Origin of the sequence: Acinetobacter baumannii (assembly GCF_009759685.1) — a bacterium.
Classification (GTDB): domain Bacteria; phylum Pseudomonadota; class Gammaproteobacteria; order Pseudomonadales; family Moraxellaceae; genus Acinetobacter; species Acinetobacter baumannii.
This window is the reverse complement of the sequence record NZ_CP046654.1, coordinates 1578203-1594258: the sequence shown is the minus strand read 5'-3', so window position 1 is coordinate 1594258 and position 16056 is coordinate 1578203. Positions and strand designations below refer to the sequence as shown.

The window sequence follows — 16056 nt, the reverse complement described above, 5'->3', positions numbered from 1 at the left end:
ACACAGGTAGGTTTTTTATTAAGCCCAGAATCAATTGTGACACTCTAGGCTTAAAAATTAGAGCTTATTTTTTAGCAGCTTCGATTGCTTTCAATACTTCCGCTTTAGCAACGTCAGCACCTTCCCAACCGCTGATTTTCACCCATTTGCCTGGTTCTAAATCTTTATAGTGGCTAAAGAAATGCTCAACTTGGCTAATCAATAACGGAGGAAGATCTGTATATTCCTGAACGTCTTTGTAAAGTGGAGATAATTTTTCGTGTGGAACAGCGATTAATTTCGCGTCGATACCACCGTCATCTTCCATGTTTAATTTGCCCACTGGACGGCAACGAATTACAGAACCGGCAGCAACAGGATGTGGAGTTACAACAAGTACGTCTAATGGGTCACCATCTTCAGACAAAGTGTTTGGTACATAGCCGTAGTTTGCTGGGTAGAACATTGCTGTACCCATAAAACGGTCTACAAACAATGCATCAGAATCTTTGTCAATTTCATATTTAATTGGCGCTGCATTTGCAGGAATTTCAATGATGACATAGATGTCATTTGGTGCATCTTTACCTGCTGGGATATTGCTGTAACTCATATCAATACTCTTTCGTTATGAAGTCAGATGTAAAATCCACTCGATTATAACGTGGATATCATCAAAATGATGCCGATTATACAATGCGCACACGCGAAAGTTGATATGAATGGTGACAGAATGACACTCAAGTCAACTTAATTGTCACGATCAACAAGAATATTGGGCATAACAATGATAAAAACCAGACAATAGAGCGTAAAGTTGCCCAATTGCTTAAGTAACAAATGCCATAAATCACGCGTAAAATAATATAGGCCCAGCCCAATCTTAAAATAAAGTATTCAGGGACCACCATATATTCAGCCATCAAAATAGCTGTTAAAAATAAAGGTAAACTTTCAAAACTGTTTTGTTGTACTGCATTTGCCCGAGCAGCGATACCCTTTGTATTAGCAAGAAAGTCTCTTGGGTTCTGATTATCGACGGGCTGAAAACCACCGGTAAATTTTGCAATTACGGTAAATGCGTATGGCAGCAAACATGCCACTAAAATAATATAGATAATGCTGCTGATGCCGTGCATAGTGCCATCCATCACTGAAAATACTGTTGATCATGCTATCATAACTCATCGTTTTTACCTGAAATTTTATGCAACCGCATGTCATCACTGATTTATAGGGCTATGTATGCAACAACCTGATCAAAAAGAATTGTTCGAGGTCTTAGAAAAGCAAAAGAAGAACCAGCTTCAGGTAGATCGTATATTCAAAATAGTATTACCGATCGTCGCTTTTTTACTGAGTGTAATTTGTGCGAATTTCAATTGGCAATCTACACTGGGTACCTTCGTGATCTTAACAGTGACCTTTATTGCTGTGGGTGTCAAAAGACTTCCTTTGTGGCACTGGCTCATTGTGATTACCATATATTGTCTTGTAGATAATTACCTCAGTTATGGTCAACTTGATATAACTCACTTACGTCTACAACTCGGTACCATGTTAGTTTTTGTTGGTATGGTCGGAATTGGTCGTCCTTATGTAGATCGTTGGTTTATGAAAAACCATTAAAATAAAAAAAGCGCCTTACGGCGCTTTTTTATTCATCATTACGCAGGCTTACGTAAATCTTTACGTAAAATTTTGCCTACATTTGATTTTGGTAATTCATCCATAAACTCAACATAACGAGGGCGTTTATAGCCTGTTAAGTTTTCTTTAGCAAAGTTCAAAACCTCTTCTGTGGTTAAGCTTGGATCTTTCTTCACAATAAAGAGTTTTGGCACTTCACCTGATTTTTCATCTGGAACACCAATTGCAGCAACTTCCAATACTTTTGGATGTTTAGCAATCACTTCTTCAATTTCACTTGGGTAAACGTTAAAGCCAGAAACCAAAATCATATCTTTTTTACGGTCTACAATTTTGACGTATCCACGGCTGTCCATTACACCAATATCACCGGTACGGAAGAAACCATCTGCTGTCATGACTTTAGCAGTCTCATCTGGACGGTTCCAATAGCCTTTCATGACTTGAGGACCACGAATTGAGATCTCCCCTTGTTCACCCAAAGGTACTTCTTTTCCGTCATCATCTAAAATTGCAACCTCAGTTAACGGTAATGGAATACCAATGGTGCCACTAAATTCAGTAGATGCAGGTGGATTTGCAGTTGCAACTGGTGAAGTTTCTGATAAGCCATAACCTTCAATAATGGTGGTACCAGTAATTTTCTTCCAAGCTTCTGCTGTAGATGGCAGAACTGCCATACCACCGCCCATTGCCATTTTTAAGTTGCTATGGTCAAGTTGCTTGAACTCTTCATTATTCACCAAGGCATTAAATAATGTATTTACTGCAGGGAAGAAAGAAGGTTGATATTTACGTAATTCCTTAATCACAGCCGGTAAGTCACGCGGGTTCGGAATTAAGATATTTGCCTGTCCTTTGTACATACCGTACATCGCACAAACCATGAACGCAAAAATATGGTAAAGCGGTAATGCGCAAACAATACGATCGCCTTTAGCACCATCGTTTGCACCGAATTTGCTTTGGAAAATACCGTCACACTGTAAAAGGTTGGCAACCAAATTGCGGTGAGTCAGCTCAGCACCTTTTGAAACACCCGTTGTACCACCGGTATATTGAAGCACGGCAGTATCACTTAAAGTTAAAGTCGGACGTTTATAATTGCTTGGATTTTCTTTATTTAATGCACTGTTAAATTTAACATGCCCAGGAATATTCCAAGCTGGAATTTGTTTACGGACTTTACGTAAAACAAAGTTCACCAAAGTACCTTTCAGTGTACCTAGCATATCTCCGACAGAAGCAACAACTACATGCTTCACTGGAGTTTTACCCAAAATGCTTTGGTAAACACTTGCAAAGTTCTCGATAATAACGAGCACTTCTGCACCTGAGTCATTCAACTGATGCTCAAGTTCACGCGCAGTATATAGTGGGTTAACATTCACTAAAACCAAGCCTGCACGTAAGACTGCCAATGCCACTACAGGATACTGCAGCACGTTTGGCATCATTACTGCCACACGCGTACCTTTTGCTAACCCCAAATTTTGCAAATAGGTCGCGAACTTACGGCTTGCAAGCTCCAACTCGTTAAATGACATGGCTTTATCCATAAAGATAAAGGCATCACGAGAACCAAATTTTTGGAAATTACGCTCAAAAATATCAACAAGTGAGGTATTTTCTGCAGGCAATGCTACTGTTTCTGGAATCCCTGTCTTTTGGTATTCTGCAAACCAAATCTTTTCCATAATGCCATTATCTCCGATTCGTAATCCTTAGTAATAACTGTTATTCAATGCCCCAGCTATTCTTTAGCTTCTTGGTGCCAGAACATATTTAAAACTTATTGGCACATTCATGACACTTTCGAACAAGATTATGAGACAGAAGTTTTGACAATTTAAGCCTGCCAAATTTTTTGCATGGAGTACAAATTACGTACTCCAAATTGCTGCCCTTTTAATCATTATTCAATACCAACAAGTTCAGTTCATTGCTTGAACATGTTGCCATATATAGCGTATTTATGTTGCCAGACGCTAGCTTTATCTCTGAATCAACAGTTTATTTGCTTTTTGATATCCACGTGGTAAGAGCTGACCTTTCGAAGCACGTTTACCCATGTATTTTTGTAGATCATCACCTTTTAATTTGAGATGTTGTTGACCTGCAACCACCTGAATTATTTCATCTAAGTTCAGGGTTGTCATGGATAAAATTTGCTCTTTTCCTTCAAGTTGTATCAACTTATTACCTTTACCTTTATTTAAATTTGGTAGCTCTGCCAAATCTAAAATTAACAAACGCCCTGCTGAGCTCAGTACAGCCAAATGCGTCATGTTTTGGGCAGAAATGAGTGGTAAAGCCTTTGCCTTATCCGGAACCGTTAAGAATGTCTTACCGGCTTTCGCATTGGTATCTAATTGCTTGGTTTGCGTTTTAAAACCATAACCTGCCGAACTTGCAGCAATCAACTCAGACTCATCATCATCTAAATAAACCTGAATAAACGATACGCCACTTGCTGGTGATAATTTAGAACTTAATGGATCCCCCAAGCCTCTTGCTGAAGGTAAGTTACTAATTGGCAAGGCATAGCTGCGCCCTGTTTCATCAAGGAAGTAAACTCGCTGATTGGTTTTCCCGACAGCATGACTTAAATATTGGTCCCCAGCACGGTAGTTCAGATTTTCAGCATCCACATCCGCACCTTTTGCCGCACGAACCCAGCCTGCTTCAGATAAAACGACTGTTACCGTTTCAGCTGGCATTAAATCCTGTTCTTTAATTTGAACCGCTTCAGCACGTGCAACAATTGGAGAACGGCGCTCATCACCGAACTTTTTCGCATCTTCTTTTAATTCACTGATAATCAGGTTTTTTAAAGATTCAGGATTTTCGAGTTGTTCACGAATAATGGCAGCTTTCGCGGAAAGCTCATCTTGTTCATGACGAATTTCCATCTCTTCAAGCTTTGCCAAATGACGTAATTTAAGCTCTAAAATCGCTTCGGCCTGTATCTCATCAATATTGAAGTGTTCCATCAAGACTGGCTTAGGCTGGTCTTCTTCACGAATAATACGAATGACTGTATCAATATCGAGATAAGCAATTAAAAGACCTGCCAAAATATGCAGGCGCTTTTCAATACGGTTTAAATGGTACTGCAAACGACGAGTTACCGTTTTTTTACGGATCTCGATCCATTCAAGCAAAATACGACGAATTGATTTCACCTGAGGACGGCCATCTTCACCAATCATGTTTAAATTCACACGATAGCTTGATTCTAAATCGGTGGTCGCAAATAAGTGACTCATTACTGCTTCCGCATCAATACGGTTAGAGCGCAGTACAATCACGAGTCGTGTCGGGTTTTCATGATCCGATTCATCACGCACATCAACGACTAATGGCAGCTTTTTAGCCTGCATCTGGTCAGCAATTTGGGTAATTACCTTAGAACCAGAGACTTGATATGGGAGCTCAGTAATTACAATTTCATTTTTCTCAATGGTATATACCGCTCGCATACGGTAACTACCACGACCAGTGGTCTGGATTTTGAGTAATTCTTCTGGCGGGGTAATAATTTCAGCTTTGGTTGGTAAATCCGGAGCCGGAATATATTCAGCTAATTTTTCGTCCGAGGTTTGCGGATTACGGATTAAAGCAATTGTGCCTTTTACAACTTCACGCAAATTATGTGGCGGGATATCAGTTGCCATCCCGACAGCAATACCTGTCGTACCATTAAGAAGAATATTAGGTACACGTGCAGGTAAAGTGATCGGTTCTTTTAAAGAACCATCAAAGTTATCTTGCCATTCGCTAGTACCCTGACCTAATTCGCTCAGCAATAATTCACTATAAGCCGAGAGTTTGGCTTCGGTATAACGCATCGCAGCAAAAGATTTAGGATCATCTGGTGAACCCCAGTTCCCCTGTCCTTCAATTAGCGGATAACGATAACTAAATGGCTGAGCCATGAGTACCATGGCTTCATAACATGCCGAGTCACCATGTGGGTGGTATTTACCAAGTACATCACCCACTGTACGCGCTGATTTTTTTGGCTTGCCACTGCTTTTTAAGCCTAGCTCGCTCATGGCATAGACAATACGGCGCTGTACGGGCTTTAAGCCATCACTGATATGCGGCAATGCACGGTCCATAATGACGTACATGGCATAATTCAAGTAAGCCTGTTCAGTAAATTCGGCTACAGAGCGGTTTTCTGTCGCATGATGCGCAAGGCTGGTCATAGTCAGCTTATCTTCCAAATCAGTCGTTATTTTAAGTGTGTATTATGCTAAGTGGGCTATGTTACAGACACAAGGGGGACTCTGTCACCTGAGCGTCAAATTGTGTCTTATCTCTCTATATTTTTAGTTACTTGCTATAAAGTTAGGCAAAAACTATAACCCAATCGACTCTAGTCTTTTACCTTGAGTCTCTTCACCTAATATCAAAATCACTAAAGCTACGGCAAGTAAAACCACAGTAAACATCATAAAAACGTGACTAAAGCCGTTTTTAGCAACCATCATATGTGTCACGACCATTGGCGCGACAATTCCACCGATACGCCCCATTGCCGATGCCCAGCCTGACCCGAAAGCTCGAATATTGGCTGGGTATTGTTCTGGTGTATAGGTATATAAGACTCCCCATGCACCCAAATTAAAGAATGACATGAGACAGCCCCAAAACATAATGCTATTTACACTGTCGGCTTGTCCAAAGAAATATGCCGACAACGCACAAAAACCGATAAATGCGGCAAGTGTAATTTTTCGACCTAAACGCTCAACGAACCAAGCGGCCGCCAAGTAGCCCGGTAACTGCGCCAAAATCATAAGCAATACATATTCAAATGATTTGACAATGTCATAGCCTTGTTTCACCAATAAACTCGGCAACCACGTAAAGATGCCGTAATAGGAATACACAATGCCAAACCAGATTAGCCAGAGCATTAAACTTCTACGAGCAAATTGACCACTCCAGAGCTGTTTAAATGAAACTTTTTGTCGCATCGCCACAGGCACGACTTCAATATGGTGAACAATTTGCACACATGCTTCGGCTTCTAGTTTTTGTACCAGTGCATGCGCTTCTTCAATACGACCACGGTTAATCAAATACGGTATCGACTCAGGAACTTTTTTCCAAATCACTAAAATATAAATAAGTGGAAGACCGCCTATAAGAAAGGCAATATGCCAACCAAATTTAGGAATAATAAAATAAGAAATGAGCGCAGCAACTAGCCAGCCTAATCCCCAAAAACTTTCAAGTAGAACGATAAATCTTCCACGAACATGAGCAGGCACATATTCACTGACCAGCGTGACTGCTACAGGTAATTGACCACCTAGCCCCAACCCAACAATAAACCGAAAAATTAATAGCCACTTTAGATCAGGGGCAAAAGCACATAACGCAGTCGCAATACTATAAATTGCCATTGTCATCGCAAAGACAGTTTTACGGCCAAAACGATCTGCCAAGGCACCAGAACAAACTGCGCCTATAGCCATACCTACAAAGCCAATACTGACAATCCAGCCACTTTCAACTGGTGTTAATGACCAGTCTTTAACAAGGGTGGTCATAATAAAAGCGATAATGCCGGTATCCATCGCATCAAACATCCAGCCTAAACCCACTACCCATAAAAGCGTGTAGTGAAATTTGCCAATTGGAAGATTTTGTATACGTGAAACCAGATCCATAGGATTAACTCTACTGGAAAGAATAAGTGGACAAGACCATATATAGAATTGTTATATCATGCCCACATAAAATTCTGCATGATTAATGTTCGTCGGTTGAAGAAGCCGACTCCGCATCATCATCTTTATAAATAAATTTAGGCATTTCTAAACCAAAATAAATGGCAATTAAACGAAGCGTAAAACCAAATACTAAGGTTGAAATAACGGTAAGTTCTAAACTTAAACCTAAATCCAGACAGACCCAATAACAAATAACTGCAACAAAAGAAATACTTGCATAAAGCTCACGGCGGAAAACAAACGGGACATCGTTACATAAAATGTCACGTAAAATACCACCCGAAACTCCTGTTAAAACGCCTGCTACCGCCGACACAACAAAGCCATGTCCCATCTGTAAGGCAATCTGACAACCAATAATGGTAAATCCGATTAAGCCTAACGCATCGAGCACCAAGAAAATGTTATGTAAATGACGCATCCATTTAGCAATAACGATGGTAACAAATGCAGCACAACACGTTAAAACTAAATATTCAGGATGTTTTACCCACGTTAAAGGATAGTGTCCAAGTAGTACATCACGTACAGAGCCACCACCCAAGGCCGTCACACAGGCAATTAGTACAACACCGAACCAGTCCATACTCCGTCGCCCAGCAGACAATGCACCAGTCATGGCTTCGGCAGTAATCGCAATAATATAAATAACGGTGAGTAACATTGCCCTTTCCCTCAGGCCAAACGGTGGGCGTATTTTAAGATAAAGTTATAGGAATTGTGCACAGCATTGCTTAAATTTTTTTCCTGAACCACATATACAAGGTTGTTTCATGGTGACCTGCATATCGACCGTCGGATCAAGGAAAAACCATTGTTGCTGATGAAATACAAAATGTGAAACTTCATGATGAATTTGAGCGCTTTTACCATCATGATAATGGGCCTTGAACTCTACCTGTGCATGGGTTTTATCTAATTTTTCGTTGGCGTTAACCACCTCTAAACCCAACCATTGATTTTGTTTGCTCCATTCCGCAATAGCCTCTTTATCAAGAGTAGTTTGCTGACCTAAAGCCGTCGTTTGCACAATATAATCAATTTGCTGCAATGCAAATGCACTATAACGTGAACGCATAAGCTGCTCTGCGGTGAGTGCTTTTGCTGTGCCTAAATGTAAAGGTTCACAACATTCTGCATAGCTGCCTTTTCCGCATGGACAAGTTTGTTGGGTCATTTGGTACTTCTCAAATAAAAAATAGCTCAAAGTTGAGCTATTTTATGATGTTTCTAAATCTGACACGCAATTTAATCTTTCGATTCACCCTGTTCGATAGAAACAATATGAACTTTCTCGATTTTATGGCCTTCCATGGTTACAACTTCAAAGCGATAACCATCCGCTTCAACAGTTTCACCATTTTCAGGTAAACGACCTAAATGGAATAACAAATAACCCGATAAAGTAGAATATTGTTCACTTTCATCAACTAAGTCACGACCAAGTAAAAGCGATACATGGCGAATATCGGTTGAACCCTCAAGTATTAACGAACCGTCTTCTAAACTTTCTGCTGCTGCATCTAGTTCGTCTTCATCAGGGAACTCACCCGCAATTGCTTCTAAAATATCAATTGGTGTGGCAATACCTTCAATTGAACCATATTCATTTAGAACAATCGCCATTTGTAAAGGAGCTTGACGTAATTGCTCCATCACCATAAGCACTTGAGCATTTTCATGCACAATAACTGGCTCACGTAAGTGCTTTTGAAAATCGATAACGCCTGTTTCAATAAAGCCATTTAAAACTTTATGTGTAAGCGCAATACCTTCAATATTATCAAGTTCACCACGAGCAACAATTAAACGTGAATGTGTCATCGACATTAAACGTTCTTTTAAAACTTCTGGTTCTTCGTCTAAATCAATCCATTCAAGCTCAGGTCTTGGTGTCATCACTGACTTTACTGGACGTTCAGATAAACCAAGTACACCTTGTACAAGCACACTATGGTAAGCGCCATTTTCTTCATCAAAGACTTCATCAGCAAAAGCTTGAGTTGCCAATACATCTTCTTTATCAGCCGTTTGAGCGTCTGAAGTAGAACCGCTATTTTTACTGCCTAACATACGTAAAACCGCAGAAGCTGTGCGATAACGTAAATCTGTAGTAGTCACTAGCTTCTCTTGGTTGCGACGCATGGTTTGGTTGATCATTTCGACTAAAATTGAGAAACCAATCGCAGCATATAAATAACCCTTCGGAATATGGAAACCAAAACCTTCCACCACCAAAGAGAAACCAATCATCATCAAGAAGCCAAGACATAGAATAACTACTGTTGGGTGTTTATTCACAAAGTCCATGAGTGGTCTTGAAGCCCACAGCATAATACCCACAGCAATCACAACAGCAACCATCATGACTGACAGTTCTTTCACCATACCTACAGCAGTAATTACGCTGTCTAATGAGAATACGGCATCAAGCACAACAATCTGAACGATGACCATCCAGAACGCAGCATGAACAGGATTATCTTCTTTATGAAGTTGTTTACCTTCCATTCGCTCATGCAATTCCATGGTGCCTTTAAAGAGCAAGAACACACCACCGAACAATAAAATCAAATCACGGCCAGAGAATGGATGGCTAAAAATATGGAAAAGTGGTTGGGTGAGTGTCACGACCCAAGCAATTGAAGCTAAGAGGATAAGACGCATTCCCAAAGCGAGTATTAAACCCACTATACGTGCCTTAGTACGTTGTTCTGGTGGCAGCTTTTCAGCCAAAATGGCAATAAAGACGAGGTTATCGATCCCTAGTACGATTTCAAGAACAATTAATGTCGCTAGGCCTACCCAAGCAGACGGATCAGACATCCATTCAAAGATCATTGATCCTGCTCCTGTGCTGGGTGGATTTTATCTTTATTGGGCAACGCAAAAGGCATGCCTAGACAAAGGGGGAATAATGTTTTTTTAGGACAAGAAATTAAAACGGAGCGACTACAACCACTACCCATATTTGTTCATATGTTGTTAAACGAATTTTCAGTATAGGCAAGATTTAACATAAATTCATCATTTTTATTTGATCATTATATGTATTCACCAAACCCATACAAAACATGAATCTTTCCTATAAAACTGCTTATAAAGTTGTCATATTTTTTGCTTAGTGTAGACAAGAAATATGAACGTGATAAGGTGAAAATAAAGCAATGAATAGCGTATTAACAATGGCAGTAAATGATTCACCAATAACATCTGTAAAAACAACACAACCTCTTATTGCATTATATTGTGGCTCACGAGCAGGAAATAACCCGATTTATCGCGAAAAGGCAATTGAATTAGCCAGTGGAATTGCTGAACAAGGTTTTGGTTTGGTCTACGGCGGTGCCAGTATTGGTTTAATGGGACAAGTCGCAGAAAGTGTACTTGCACATGGTGGAGAAGCTGTAGGGGTCATTCCCGAATTTATGCTTGATTATGAAGTGGCGCATGCAGGACTGACCGAGTTGCATGTAGTAGAAACCATGCATGAGCGTAAAGCCATGATGGCAGAGCGCGCGAGTGCTTTTATCGCGCTACCTGGCGGTTTAGGTACATTCGAAGAAATTTTGGAAATTGCGACTTGGGGTCAACTCAACCAGCACCAAAAACCCATGATTTTATATAACGTAAATGGTTTTTATAATGCGTTAATTGCTCAGTTAGACCATGCTGTACAAGAAGGCTTCCTTCCTCTTCAGCATCGAGCTAAATTAATTGTATGTGAAGAAATCGACCAAATTTATAACGTCATTAAAAACTTAAAAATGCCAAAGAGATTTGTTGTTTAAGCTCTCTACCTCAACAAAAAAGCGGATTCTTCCGCTTTTTTTATTTTTATCTATTTATACTCATTCACTTGAAAGTCCGGTTATATAGCTGCTCTAAATAATAGAAGTTAAACTTACAAAGCGTTTATTCAACATTGACTTACTTTTTTTAAATTCAATTTGTTTTACACTAGGCGAAAACGTTAATTTTCAAATGTTATGAATGCCACGCCAACCCATCAAGCCTTGCAACCCGAATATCGCCTATTGGTTCTTTTGGTTTCCATTGGCTTTTTTATGCAGGCATTAGATACAACAATTGTAAATACTGCCATTCCTGCAATGGCACACCATTTAAATGAAGATCCATTACGTATGCATAGCGTAGTGGTGGCTTATGTTTTGTCTGTAGCGGCCTGTATTCCTTTAAGTGGATGGTTGGCTGACCGTTTTGGTGTTAGAAATACGTTTTTATCAGCAATCATTATTTTCACGCTTGCTTCCTTAGGTTGTGGCCTTTCTCAAAGCCTAAATCAGCTTTTATTTTTCCGTGTCATTCAGGGGGTAGGAGGTGCGTTATTACTCCCTGTTGGTCGTTTATCACTTTTAAAAATTATTCCCCGAACTCAATTTTTGGCAGCCATGAGCCTCATGAGTCTGGCAGGTTTACTAGGCCCTTTAGCTGGTCCAACACTCGGTGGTTGGCTCGTTGAAGTTGCAACGTGGCATTGGATCTTTCTTATTAATATTCCAATGGGAGTATTAGGTATATTAATGACATTAAAGGTCATGCCAAATGTAAAAGAGCCTACCGTTAAAACATTTGACCTTATTGGGTTTGTGCTCTTAGTCGTCGCAATGATTGGCTGGTCTTTGGGTATTGAACATCTTGCCTCACCTGAATATTCCAAATGGTTTAGTATTTCTTTATTAGTGGTCGGGGTAGTCGCAACCCTTTGGTATGCCTACCATTCACATACCCATAAAAATGCATTGTTCCGCAGCCGACTCTTTAGAAACAAGATTTACGCGATTGGTATTTTAGGTAATTTCTTTGCCCGCTTTGGTGGTAATGCCTTACCTTTTGTTTTACCGCTCATGCTACAGGTCGCTTTTGGCTTTGAGCCATTCATTGCGGGATTAATGATGATTCCGCTAGTGTTAGGGTCGCTTTTCTCCAAACCGATTGTTAGACCGATTATTCAGAAAATGGGTTATCGCCGCTTTCTGTTAATTAACACAACTTTAGTTGGTCTATGTATTGCGTCTTTTGCCATTATGACTGTCGACACCCCAACTTGGTTTAGAGCCTTACACTTTTTCTTATTTGGTACATTAAACTCATTACAATTTGTGGGAATGAATACACTTACCTTAAAAGATTTGCCTCAACAAGATGCAAGTAGCGGTAATAGTTTCTTATCAATGATTATGATGCTTTCAATGAGTATTGGTGTTGCACTGGCAGGTACACTCATTAATATATTTACTGATTACTATGGTACAGCACATGTGACAACTGCCTTCCATGTCACCCTCATTTGTTTAGGTTGTATTAATATCATTACCGCACTGATCTTTTGGCAAATTCCCAAAAATACGCCTGTGTAAGCAGTTGCATTTTTAGCGTGGTTTCTCATTCACGAATCACACTATGATGTGAGCTTCATATTGATACTGAGTTTTGCATGACCAAGCTGGCAAAAACCTTTTCTACACCACGCTACAACACCCTAATCGGGATTGTTTTAGCTTGTGTTATGGGGGTTCTCACCTACTTCGGTCTGTTCTACCAGCAAAAAGCTATTGCTCAAGATTATCCAGTTCAAGGCTTTGATGTCTCTCACCATCAAGAAAATATCAACTGGAAAAAAATATCACCCCAAAAATTTCAGTTCGTCTATTTAAAAGCGACCGAAGGTGGTGATTATAAAGATCCAAAATTTCAAGAAAACTGGTTAAAAGCACGCGAACATGGCTTTCATGTCGGGGCTTATCATTTTTACCGTTTATGTCGTGATGGTAAAACACAAGCTGAAAATTTTATTGCAACTGTACCCAACAAAGTTGATGCCCTTCCTCCCGTTATTGATCTGGAATATGACAGCAGCTGTATTAATTCCCATACCAAAGAACAATTACTTAAAGAAATAGGCATCATGCATGACAGCTTAAAGCATCATTATGGTAAACAGCCTATCTTTTATATTTCCAAAACTTTTTACCACATTGTATTAATAGGGAGTTTCCCTAATACTCCTCTTTGGGTCAGAGATTACGAAGGGAAACCTGAGCTGAAAGACAAGCGAAAATGGCTCTTTTGGCAGCATAGTAATCAAGGTAAAATTGAAGGCATGACCAAGCCAGTAGACTTAAATGTTTATGAAGGTTCAGTCAAAGAATGGCACCAATTTTTACAGCAGCAAGGCATCGTGAAAGCACAATAATATGCGCAAAATCATTCATATCGATATGGATGCCTTTTATGCATCGGTCGAATTGCGAGAACGTCCTGATCTAAGGCATCTCCCGGTAGTTATTTCATCGCATCACCCGCGCGCCGTAATTGCAGCTGCTTCTTATCCTGCTCGTGAGTTTGGTTTACGCTCTGCCATGTCCATGAGCCAAGCAAGAAAACTATGCCCTCAAGTTGTTATTATTGAGCCGAATTTCGAAAAATATCGTGCCATCTCGGCTCAAATTCATAGTATTTTTCAACAATACACTACTCTTATTGAGCCTTTATCTTTAGATGAAGCCTATCTTGATGTCACTGAAAATTTAAAACAAATCGCGAGTGCGACCGAAGTAGCTATGCATATTCGGGAAGATATTTTCAGGCAAACCGGACTGACAGCCTCGGCTGGTGTAGCACCTAATAAATTCTTGGCAAAAGTTGCGTCCGACTGGAATAAACCGAATGGCCTGTTTGTTATAAAACCTTCTCAAGTAGCCAGTTTTATTCAGGACTTACCCTTAAAAAAAATTCCAGGAGTAGGCAAAGTTACCCAAGAAAAGCTCCAACAGCTTGAGTTACATACGCTAGGTGACTTACAAAAAATTGAAGAAGCTGTTTTAGTTCACCACTTCGGTAAATATGGCCAACAGCTTTATTTATACGCTCAAGGCATCGATAACCGGCCCGTTCAAGCTGAACGTGCCCGACAGCAAATTTCGAAAGAAACCACATTTGATAGTGACTTTACTTTAGCTCAGTGCCAACCCTACTGGCATGGTCTAGCCGAAAAAGTCTGGCAAAGTTTAGAGAAAAAGCAACTGAATGCCCGAGGCGTAAATATTAAGCTCAAACTTAAGAATTTCCAGACTTTGCAACACAGTAAAAGTTTTAAAAACCCAATTCATTCTCAACAAGACCTGATTCAAGTTTTATTCTTACTTTTAAATGAGATGCATATTCCCGAAAACTTCCAATTTCGGCTCATTGGTATTGGAGTTTATCAATTACAAACTAAAGCTGACGACTTTCAGTTGTCCTTATGGTAAGTGTTGTTTTTTTATACAAAAGAACAAGTTTTAAACAAAAACAGTTCCCTTTTGCTTAAAGTTTGAAGTAATCTAATCAGCGCATATTCATTACCCATGTATTTGCAACATGCCAAAGCAACCTTTACTTTCGGCATATCGTCCTGTGATTGGCGTGACGACCAAATCCGAATATTACAGGGCACTTAAAGTACATGGAGCTTGCCCGTTCTTATAAATCACAACAATAATCTACTGAAATTCTTTTGCACTTGCTTGCACCTGCCTACGAACTATTCATAAAATCGAACTATTCAATAAAGACACTTTAGAGCATTTTTATGACGGTAAAACGCTTACACGTAACTTCAAGATATTGTGAAGTGGCGATTTCGGGTAATTTAGTCCATTTAGCAGGGCAGCTCGCTGATGACACCAGTGTAGACATTACGGCGCAAACTCAACAAACTTTGGACAATATTGATCGCTTACTTGCTGAAGCTGGAACTGACAAAAGTCATATCCTGTCTGTCATGATTTTTCTAAAGGATATTGATAAGGACTATGCAGCTATGAATGCAGTGTGGGATGCATGGATTAGCAAAGAGCATCCACCTGCTCGTACCTGTGTTGAATCTAAACTTTATGCACCTGATGTACTTGTAGAAATGACCGTTGTTGCGGTACTCCCTTAATTCTTATTAATTTTAATTAATAAAAACTGAGCAATATTGATCATGATAGTGCTCAGTTTTTTATATTTTTAAAGTTGATAATATCAGCATTTTTTAAAATCTTATTTAATGAGGCTTAAAATTAAATTACTGTAAGACCTAATTTTTAAGACTTTACAAAAGCATTTGAAATTCTTTCTAGCTGAGGCGTTGCATGTAAAGTTGCCATCTCTGATTCAGGGGTTAATAAGTCTCTTCTTAACTCATGATAATCTGGCACAGTGCTGTAACTTAATACACGATAGCCCGCAAGCTGTAATAAACGGCGTTCATATTGTTGATGTGCTCGGCGTAAACCACTTTCCTCAAGCATAACCACTACAACAACCTGATAATTTTGATCAAGCACAACAAAGTCAGCTGTCATATTTTGATATTTGCGACGAGTGTGAGCATATTTCGTTGTTAATAATGCATCAAATGAAACATGAGCTAACACAGTAAATTTAGGCAATACTGTCTGTAAACGAGTTAATGTCATTTGTTCATGACTACTTAACACGGCACGGCGCTTTAAAGCACTGTCTTGTTGATGCTTTCTTGAGAGGCTTTTCGCCGCCATAACAACGGTCAAAAATAGTAATAAGATTGTAATTAAATAGTACATGGGTCCATCCTTTAAGTTTTTTATAATGATTTTGCTAGATCACGCTTTGTTTTAATTGATAACGACACAGCCGTTCTTTAAAA

The 16056-nt window shown here is 39.6% G+C and carries 15 protein-coding genes and 1 pseudogene; 6 read left to right on the top strand and 10 right to left on the bottom strand.

The window, feature by feature from the left end:
- Positions 1–64 precede the first annotated feature (64 nt).
- On the bottom strand, positions 65–592 hold the full coding sequence (ppa, locus tag GO593_RS07590; RefSeq protein ID WP_000122443.1) for an inorganic diphosphatase: 528 nt from the start codon (positions 590–592) through the stop codon (positions 65–67).
- Between the two features lie 127 nt (positions 593–719).
- A complete protein-coding gene (locus GO593_RS07585; RefSeq protein ID WP_000546045.1) occupies positions 720–1118 on the bottom strand; it encodes an MAPEG family protein in 399 nt (132 codons plus the stop codon).
- A 106-nt stretch (positions 1119–1224) separates the two neighbouring features.
- Here GO593_RS07585 and GO593_RS07580 point away from each other — a divergent pair, with 106 nt between their 5' ends.
- Entirely contained in the window at positions 1225–1608 is a 384-nt protein-coding gene (locus tag GO593_RS07580) for a hypothetical protein (RefSeq protein ID WP_001187000.1), read from the top strand.
- Between the two features lie 38 nt (positions 1609–1646).
- On the opposite strand, the gene GO593_RS07575 is transcribed toward GO593_RS07580, so the two are convergent.
- From GO593_RS07575 to GO593_RS07550, 6 genes are all read right to left on the bottom strand, one after another.
- A complete protein-coding gene (locus GO593_RS07575) occupies positions 1647–3326 on the bottom strand; it encodes a long-chain-fatty-acid--CoA ligase (protein ID WP_000411991.1) in 1680 nt (559 codons plus the stop codon).
- 297 nt (positions 3327–3623) lie between these two features.
- Entirely contained in the window at positions 3624–5843 is a 2220-nt protein-coding gene (gene parC, locus GO593_RS07570; RefSeq protein WP_000202262.1) for a DNA topoisomerase IV subunit A, read from the bottom strand.
- 153 nt (positions 5844–5996) lie between these two features.
- Positions 5997–7316: a niacin transporter NiaP gene (niaP, locus tag GO593_RS07565; protein WP_000366688.1), complete on the bottom strand. Its 1320-nt coding sequence runs from the start codon at positions 7314–7316 to the stop codon at positions 5997–5999.
- 82 nt (positions 7317–7398) lie between these two features.
- A complete protein-coding gene (locus GO593_RS07560; RefSeq protein ID WP_000927792.1) occupies positions 7399–8043 on the bottom strand; it encodes a trimeric intracellular cation channel family protein in 645 nt (214 codons plus the stop codon).
- A 45-nt stretch (positions 8044–8088) separates the two neighbouring features.
- Positions 8089–8556, bottom strand: a complete 468-nt coding sequence (locus tag GO593_RS07555; RefSeq protein ID WP_000194000.1) for a YchJ family protein — start codon at positions 8554–8556, stop codon at positions 8089–8091.
- Between the two features lie 71 nt (positions 8557–8627).
- On the bottom strand, positions 8628–10220 hold the full coding sequence (locus GO593_RS07550; protein ID WP_000575779.1) for a TerC family protein: 1593 nt from the start codon (positions 10218–10220) through the stop codon (positions 8628–8630).
- Between the two features lie 326 nt (positions 10221–10546).
- Between GO593_RS07550 and GO593_RS07545 the strand changes: the two genes are divergently transcribed.
- From GO593_RS07545 to dinB, 4 genes are all read left to right on the top strand, one after another.
- Entirely contained in the window at positions 10547–11170 is a 624-nt protein-coding gene (locus tag GO593_RS07545; protein WP_001089658.1) for an LOG family protein, read from the top strand.
- A gap of 198 nt (positions 11171–11368) precedes the next feature.
- On the top strand, positions 11369–12760 hold the full coding sequence (gene mdtD, locus GO593_RS07540; protein ID WP_000994604.1) for a multidrug transporter subunit MdtD: 1392 nt from the start codon (positions 11369–11371) through the stop codon (positions 12758–12760).
- Between the two features lie 77 nt (positions 12761–12837).
- The gene (locus GO593_RS07535) at positions 12838–13596 is read left to right on the top strand and encodes a glycoside hydrolase family 25 protein (protein WP_000163508.1); all 759 of its coding nucleotides are present in this window, start codon (positions 12838–12840) and stop codon (positions 13594–13596) included.
- A gap of 1 nt (position 13597) precedes the next feature.
- Entirely contained in the window at positions 13598–14653 is a 1056-nt protein-coding gene (gene dinB / locus GO593_RS07530) for a DNA polymerase IV (RefSeq protein ID WP_001226142.1), read from the top strand.
- 58 nt (positions 14654–14711) lie between these two features.
- Here the strand turns inward: dinB and GO593_RS19230 are convergent.
- A pseudogene (locus GO593_RS19230) lies at positions 14712–14774 on the bottom strand (hypothetical protein); the annotation flags it as partial.
- Between the two features lie 199 nt (positions 14775–14973).
- Here GO593_RS19230 and GO593_RS07525 point away from each other — a divergent pair.
- Positions 14974–15327 carry a RidA family protein gene (locus GO593_RS07525; RefSeq protein WP_000216804.1) on the top strand — a complete coding sequence of 118 codons (354 nt, stop codon included), beginning with the start codon at positions 14974–14976 and terminating at the stop codon, positions 15325–15327.
- Between the two features lie 145 nt (positions 15328–15472).
- Here GO593_RS07525 and GO593_RS07520 read toward each other — a convergent pair whose 3' ends face one another.
- On the bottom strand, positions 15473–15973 hold the full coding sequence (locus GO593_RS07520; protein ID WP_000291528.1) for a DUF2726 domain-containing protein: 501 nt from the start codon (positions 15971–15973) through the stop codon (positions 15473–15475).
- Between the last annotated feature and the right edge of the window lie 83 nt (positions 15974–16056).

What these genes read in the sequence shown, in the direction of transcription:
- GO593_RS07580 (WP_001187000.1), top strand. Translation starts at nt 1,225, where the DNA reads ATGCAACAACCTGATCAAAAAGAATTGTTCGAGGTCTTAGAAAAGCAA.
- GO593_RS07545 (WP_001089658.1), top strand. Translation starts at nt 10,547, where the DNA reads ATGAATAGCGTATTAACAATGGCAGTAAATGATTCACCAATAACATCT.
- GO593_RS07555 (WP_000194000.1), bottom strand. Translation starts at nt 8,556, where the DNA reads ATGACCCAACAAACTTGTCCATGCGGAAAAGGCAGCTATGCAGAATGT.
- GO593_RS07560 (WP_000927792.1), bottom strand. Translation starts at nt 8,043, where the DNA reads ATGTTACTCACCGTTATTTATATTATTGCGATTACTGCCGAAGCCATG.
- mdtD (WP_000994604.1), top strand. Translation starts at nt 11,369, where the DNA reads ATGAATGCCACGCCAACCCATCAAGCCTTGCAACCCGAATATCGCCTA.
- GO593_RS07520 (WP_000291528.1), bottom strand. Translation starts at nt 15,973, where the DNA reads ATGTACTATTTAATTACAATCTTATTACTATTTTTGACCGTTGTTATG.
- dinB (WP_001226142.1), top strand. Translation starts at nt 13,598, where the DNA reads ATGCGCAAAATCATTCATATCGATATGGATGCCTTTTATGCATCGGTC.
- GO593_RS07550 (WP_000575779.1), bottom strand. Translation starts at nt 10,220, where the DNA reads ATGATCTTTGAATGGATGTCTGATCCGTCTGCTTGGGTAGGCCTAGCG.
- GO593_RS07525 (WP_000216804.1), top strand. Translation starts at nt 14,974, where the DNA reads ATGACGGTAAAACGCTTACACGTAACTTCAAGATATTGTGAAGTGGCG.
- parC (WP_000202262.1), bottom strand. Translation starts at nt 5,843, where the DNA reads ATGACCAGCCTTGCGCATCATGCGACAGAAAACCGCTCTGTAGCCGAA.
- GO593_RS07575 (WP_000411991.1), bottom strand. Translation starts at nt 3,326, where the DNA reads ATGGAAAAGATTTGGTTTGCAGAATACCAAAAGACAGGGATTCCAGAA.
- GO593_RS07535 (WP_000163508.1), top strand. Translation starts at nt 12,838, where the DNA reads ATGACCAAGCTGGCAAAAACCTTTTCTACACCACGCTACAACACCCTA.
- niaP (WP_000366688.1), bottom strand. Translation starts at nt 7,316, where the DNA reads ATGGATCTGGTTTCACGTATACAAAATCTTCCAATTGGCAAATTTCAC.
- ppa (WP_000122443.1), bottom strand. Translation starts at nt 592, where the DNA reads ATGAGTTACAGCAATATCCCAGCAGGTAAAGATGCACCAAATGACATC.
- GO593_RS07585 (WP_000546045.1), bottom strand. Translation starts at nt 1,118, where the DNA reads ATGCACGGCATCAGCAGCATTATCTATATTATTTTAGTGGCATGTTTG.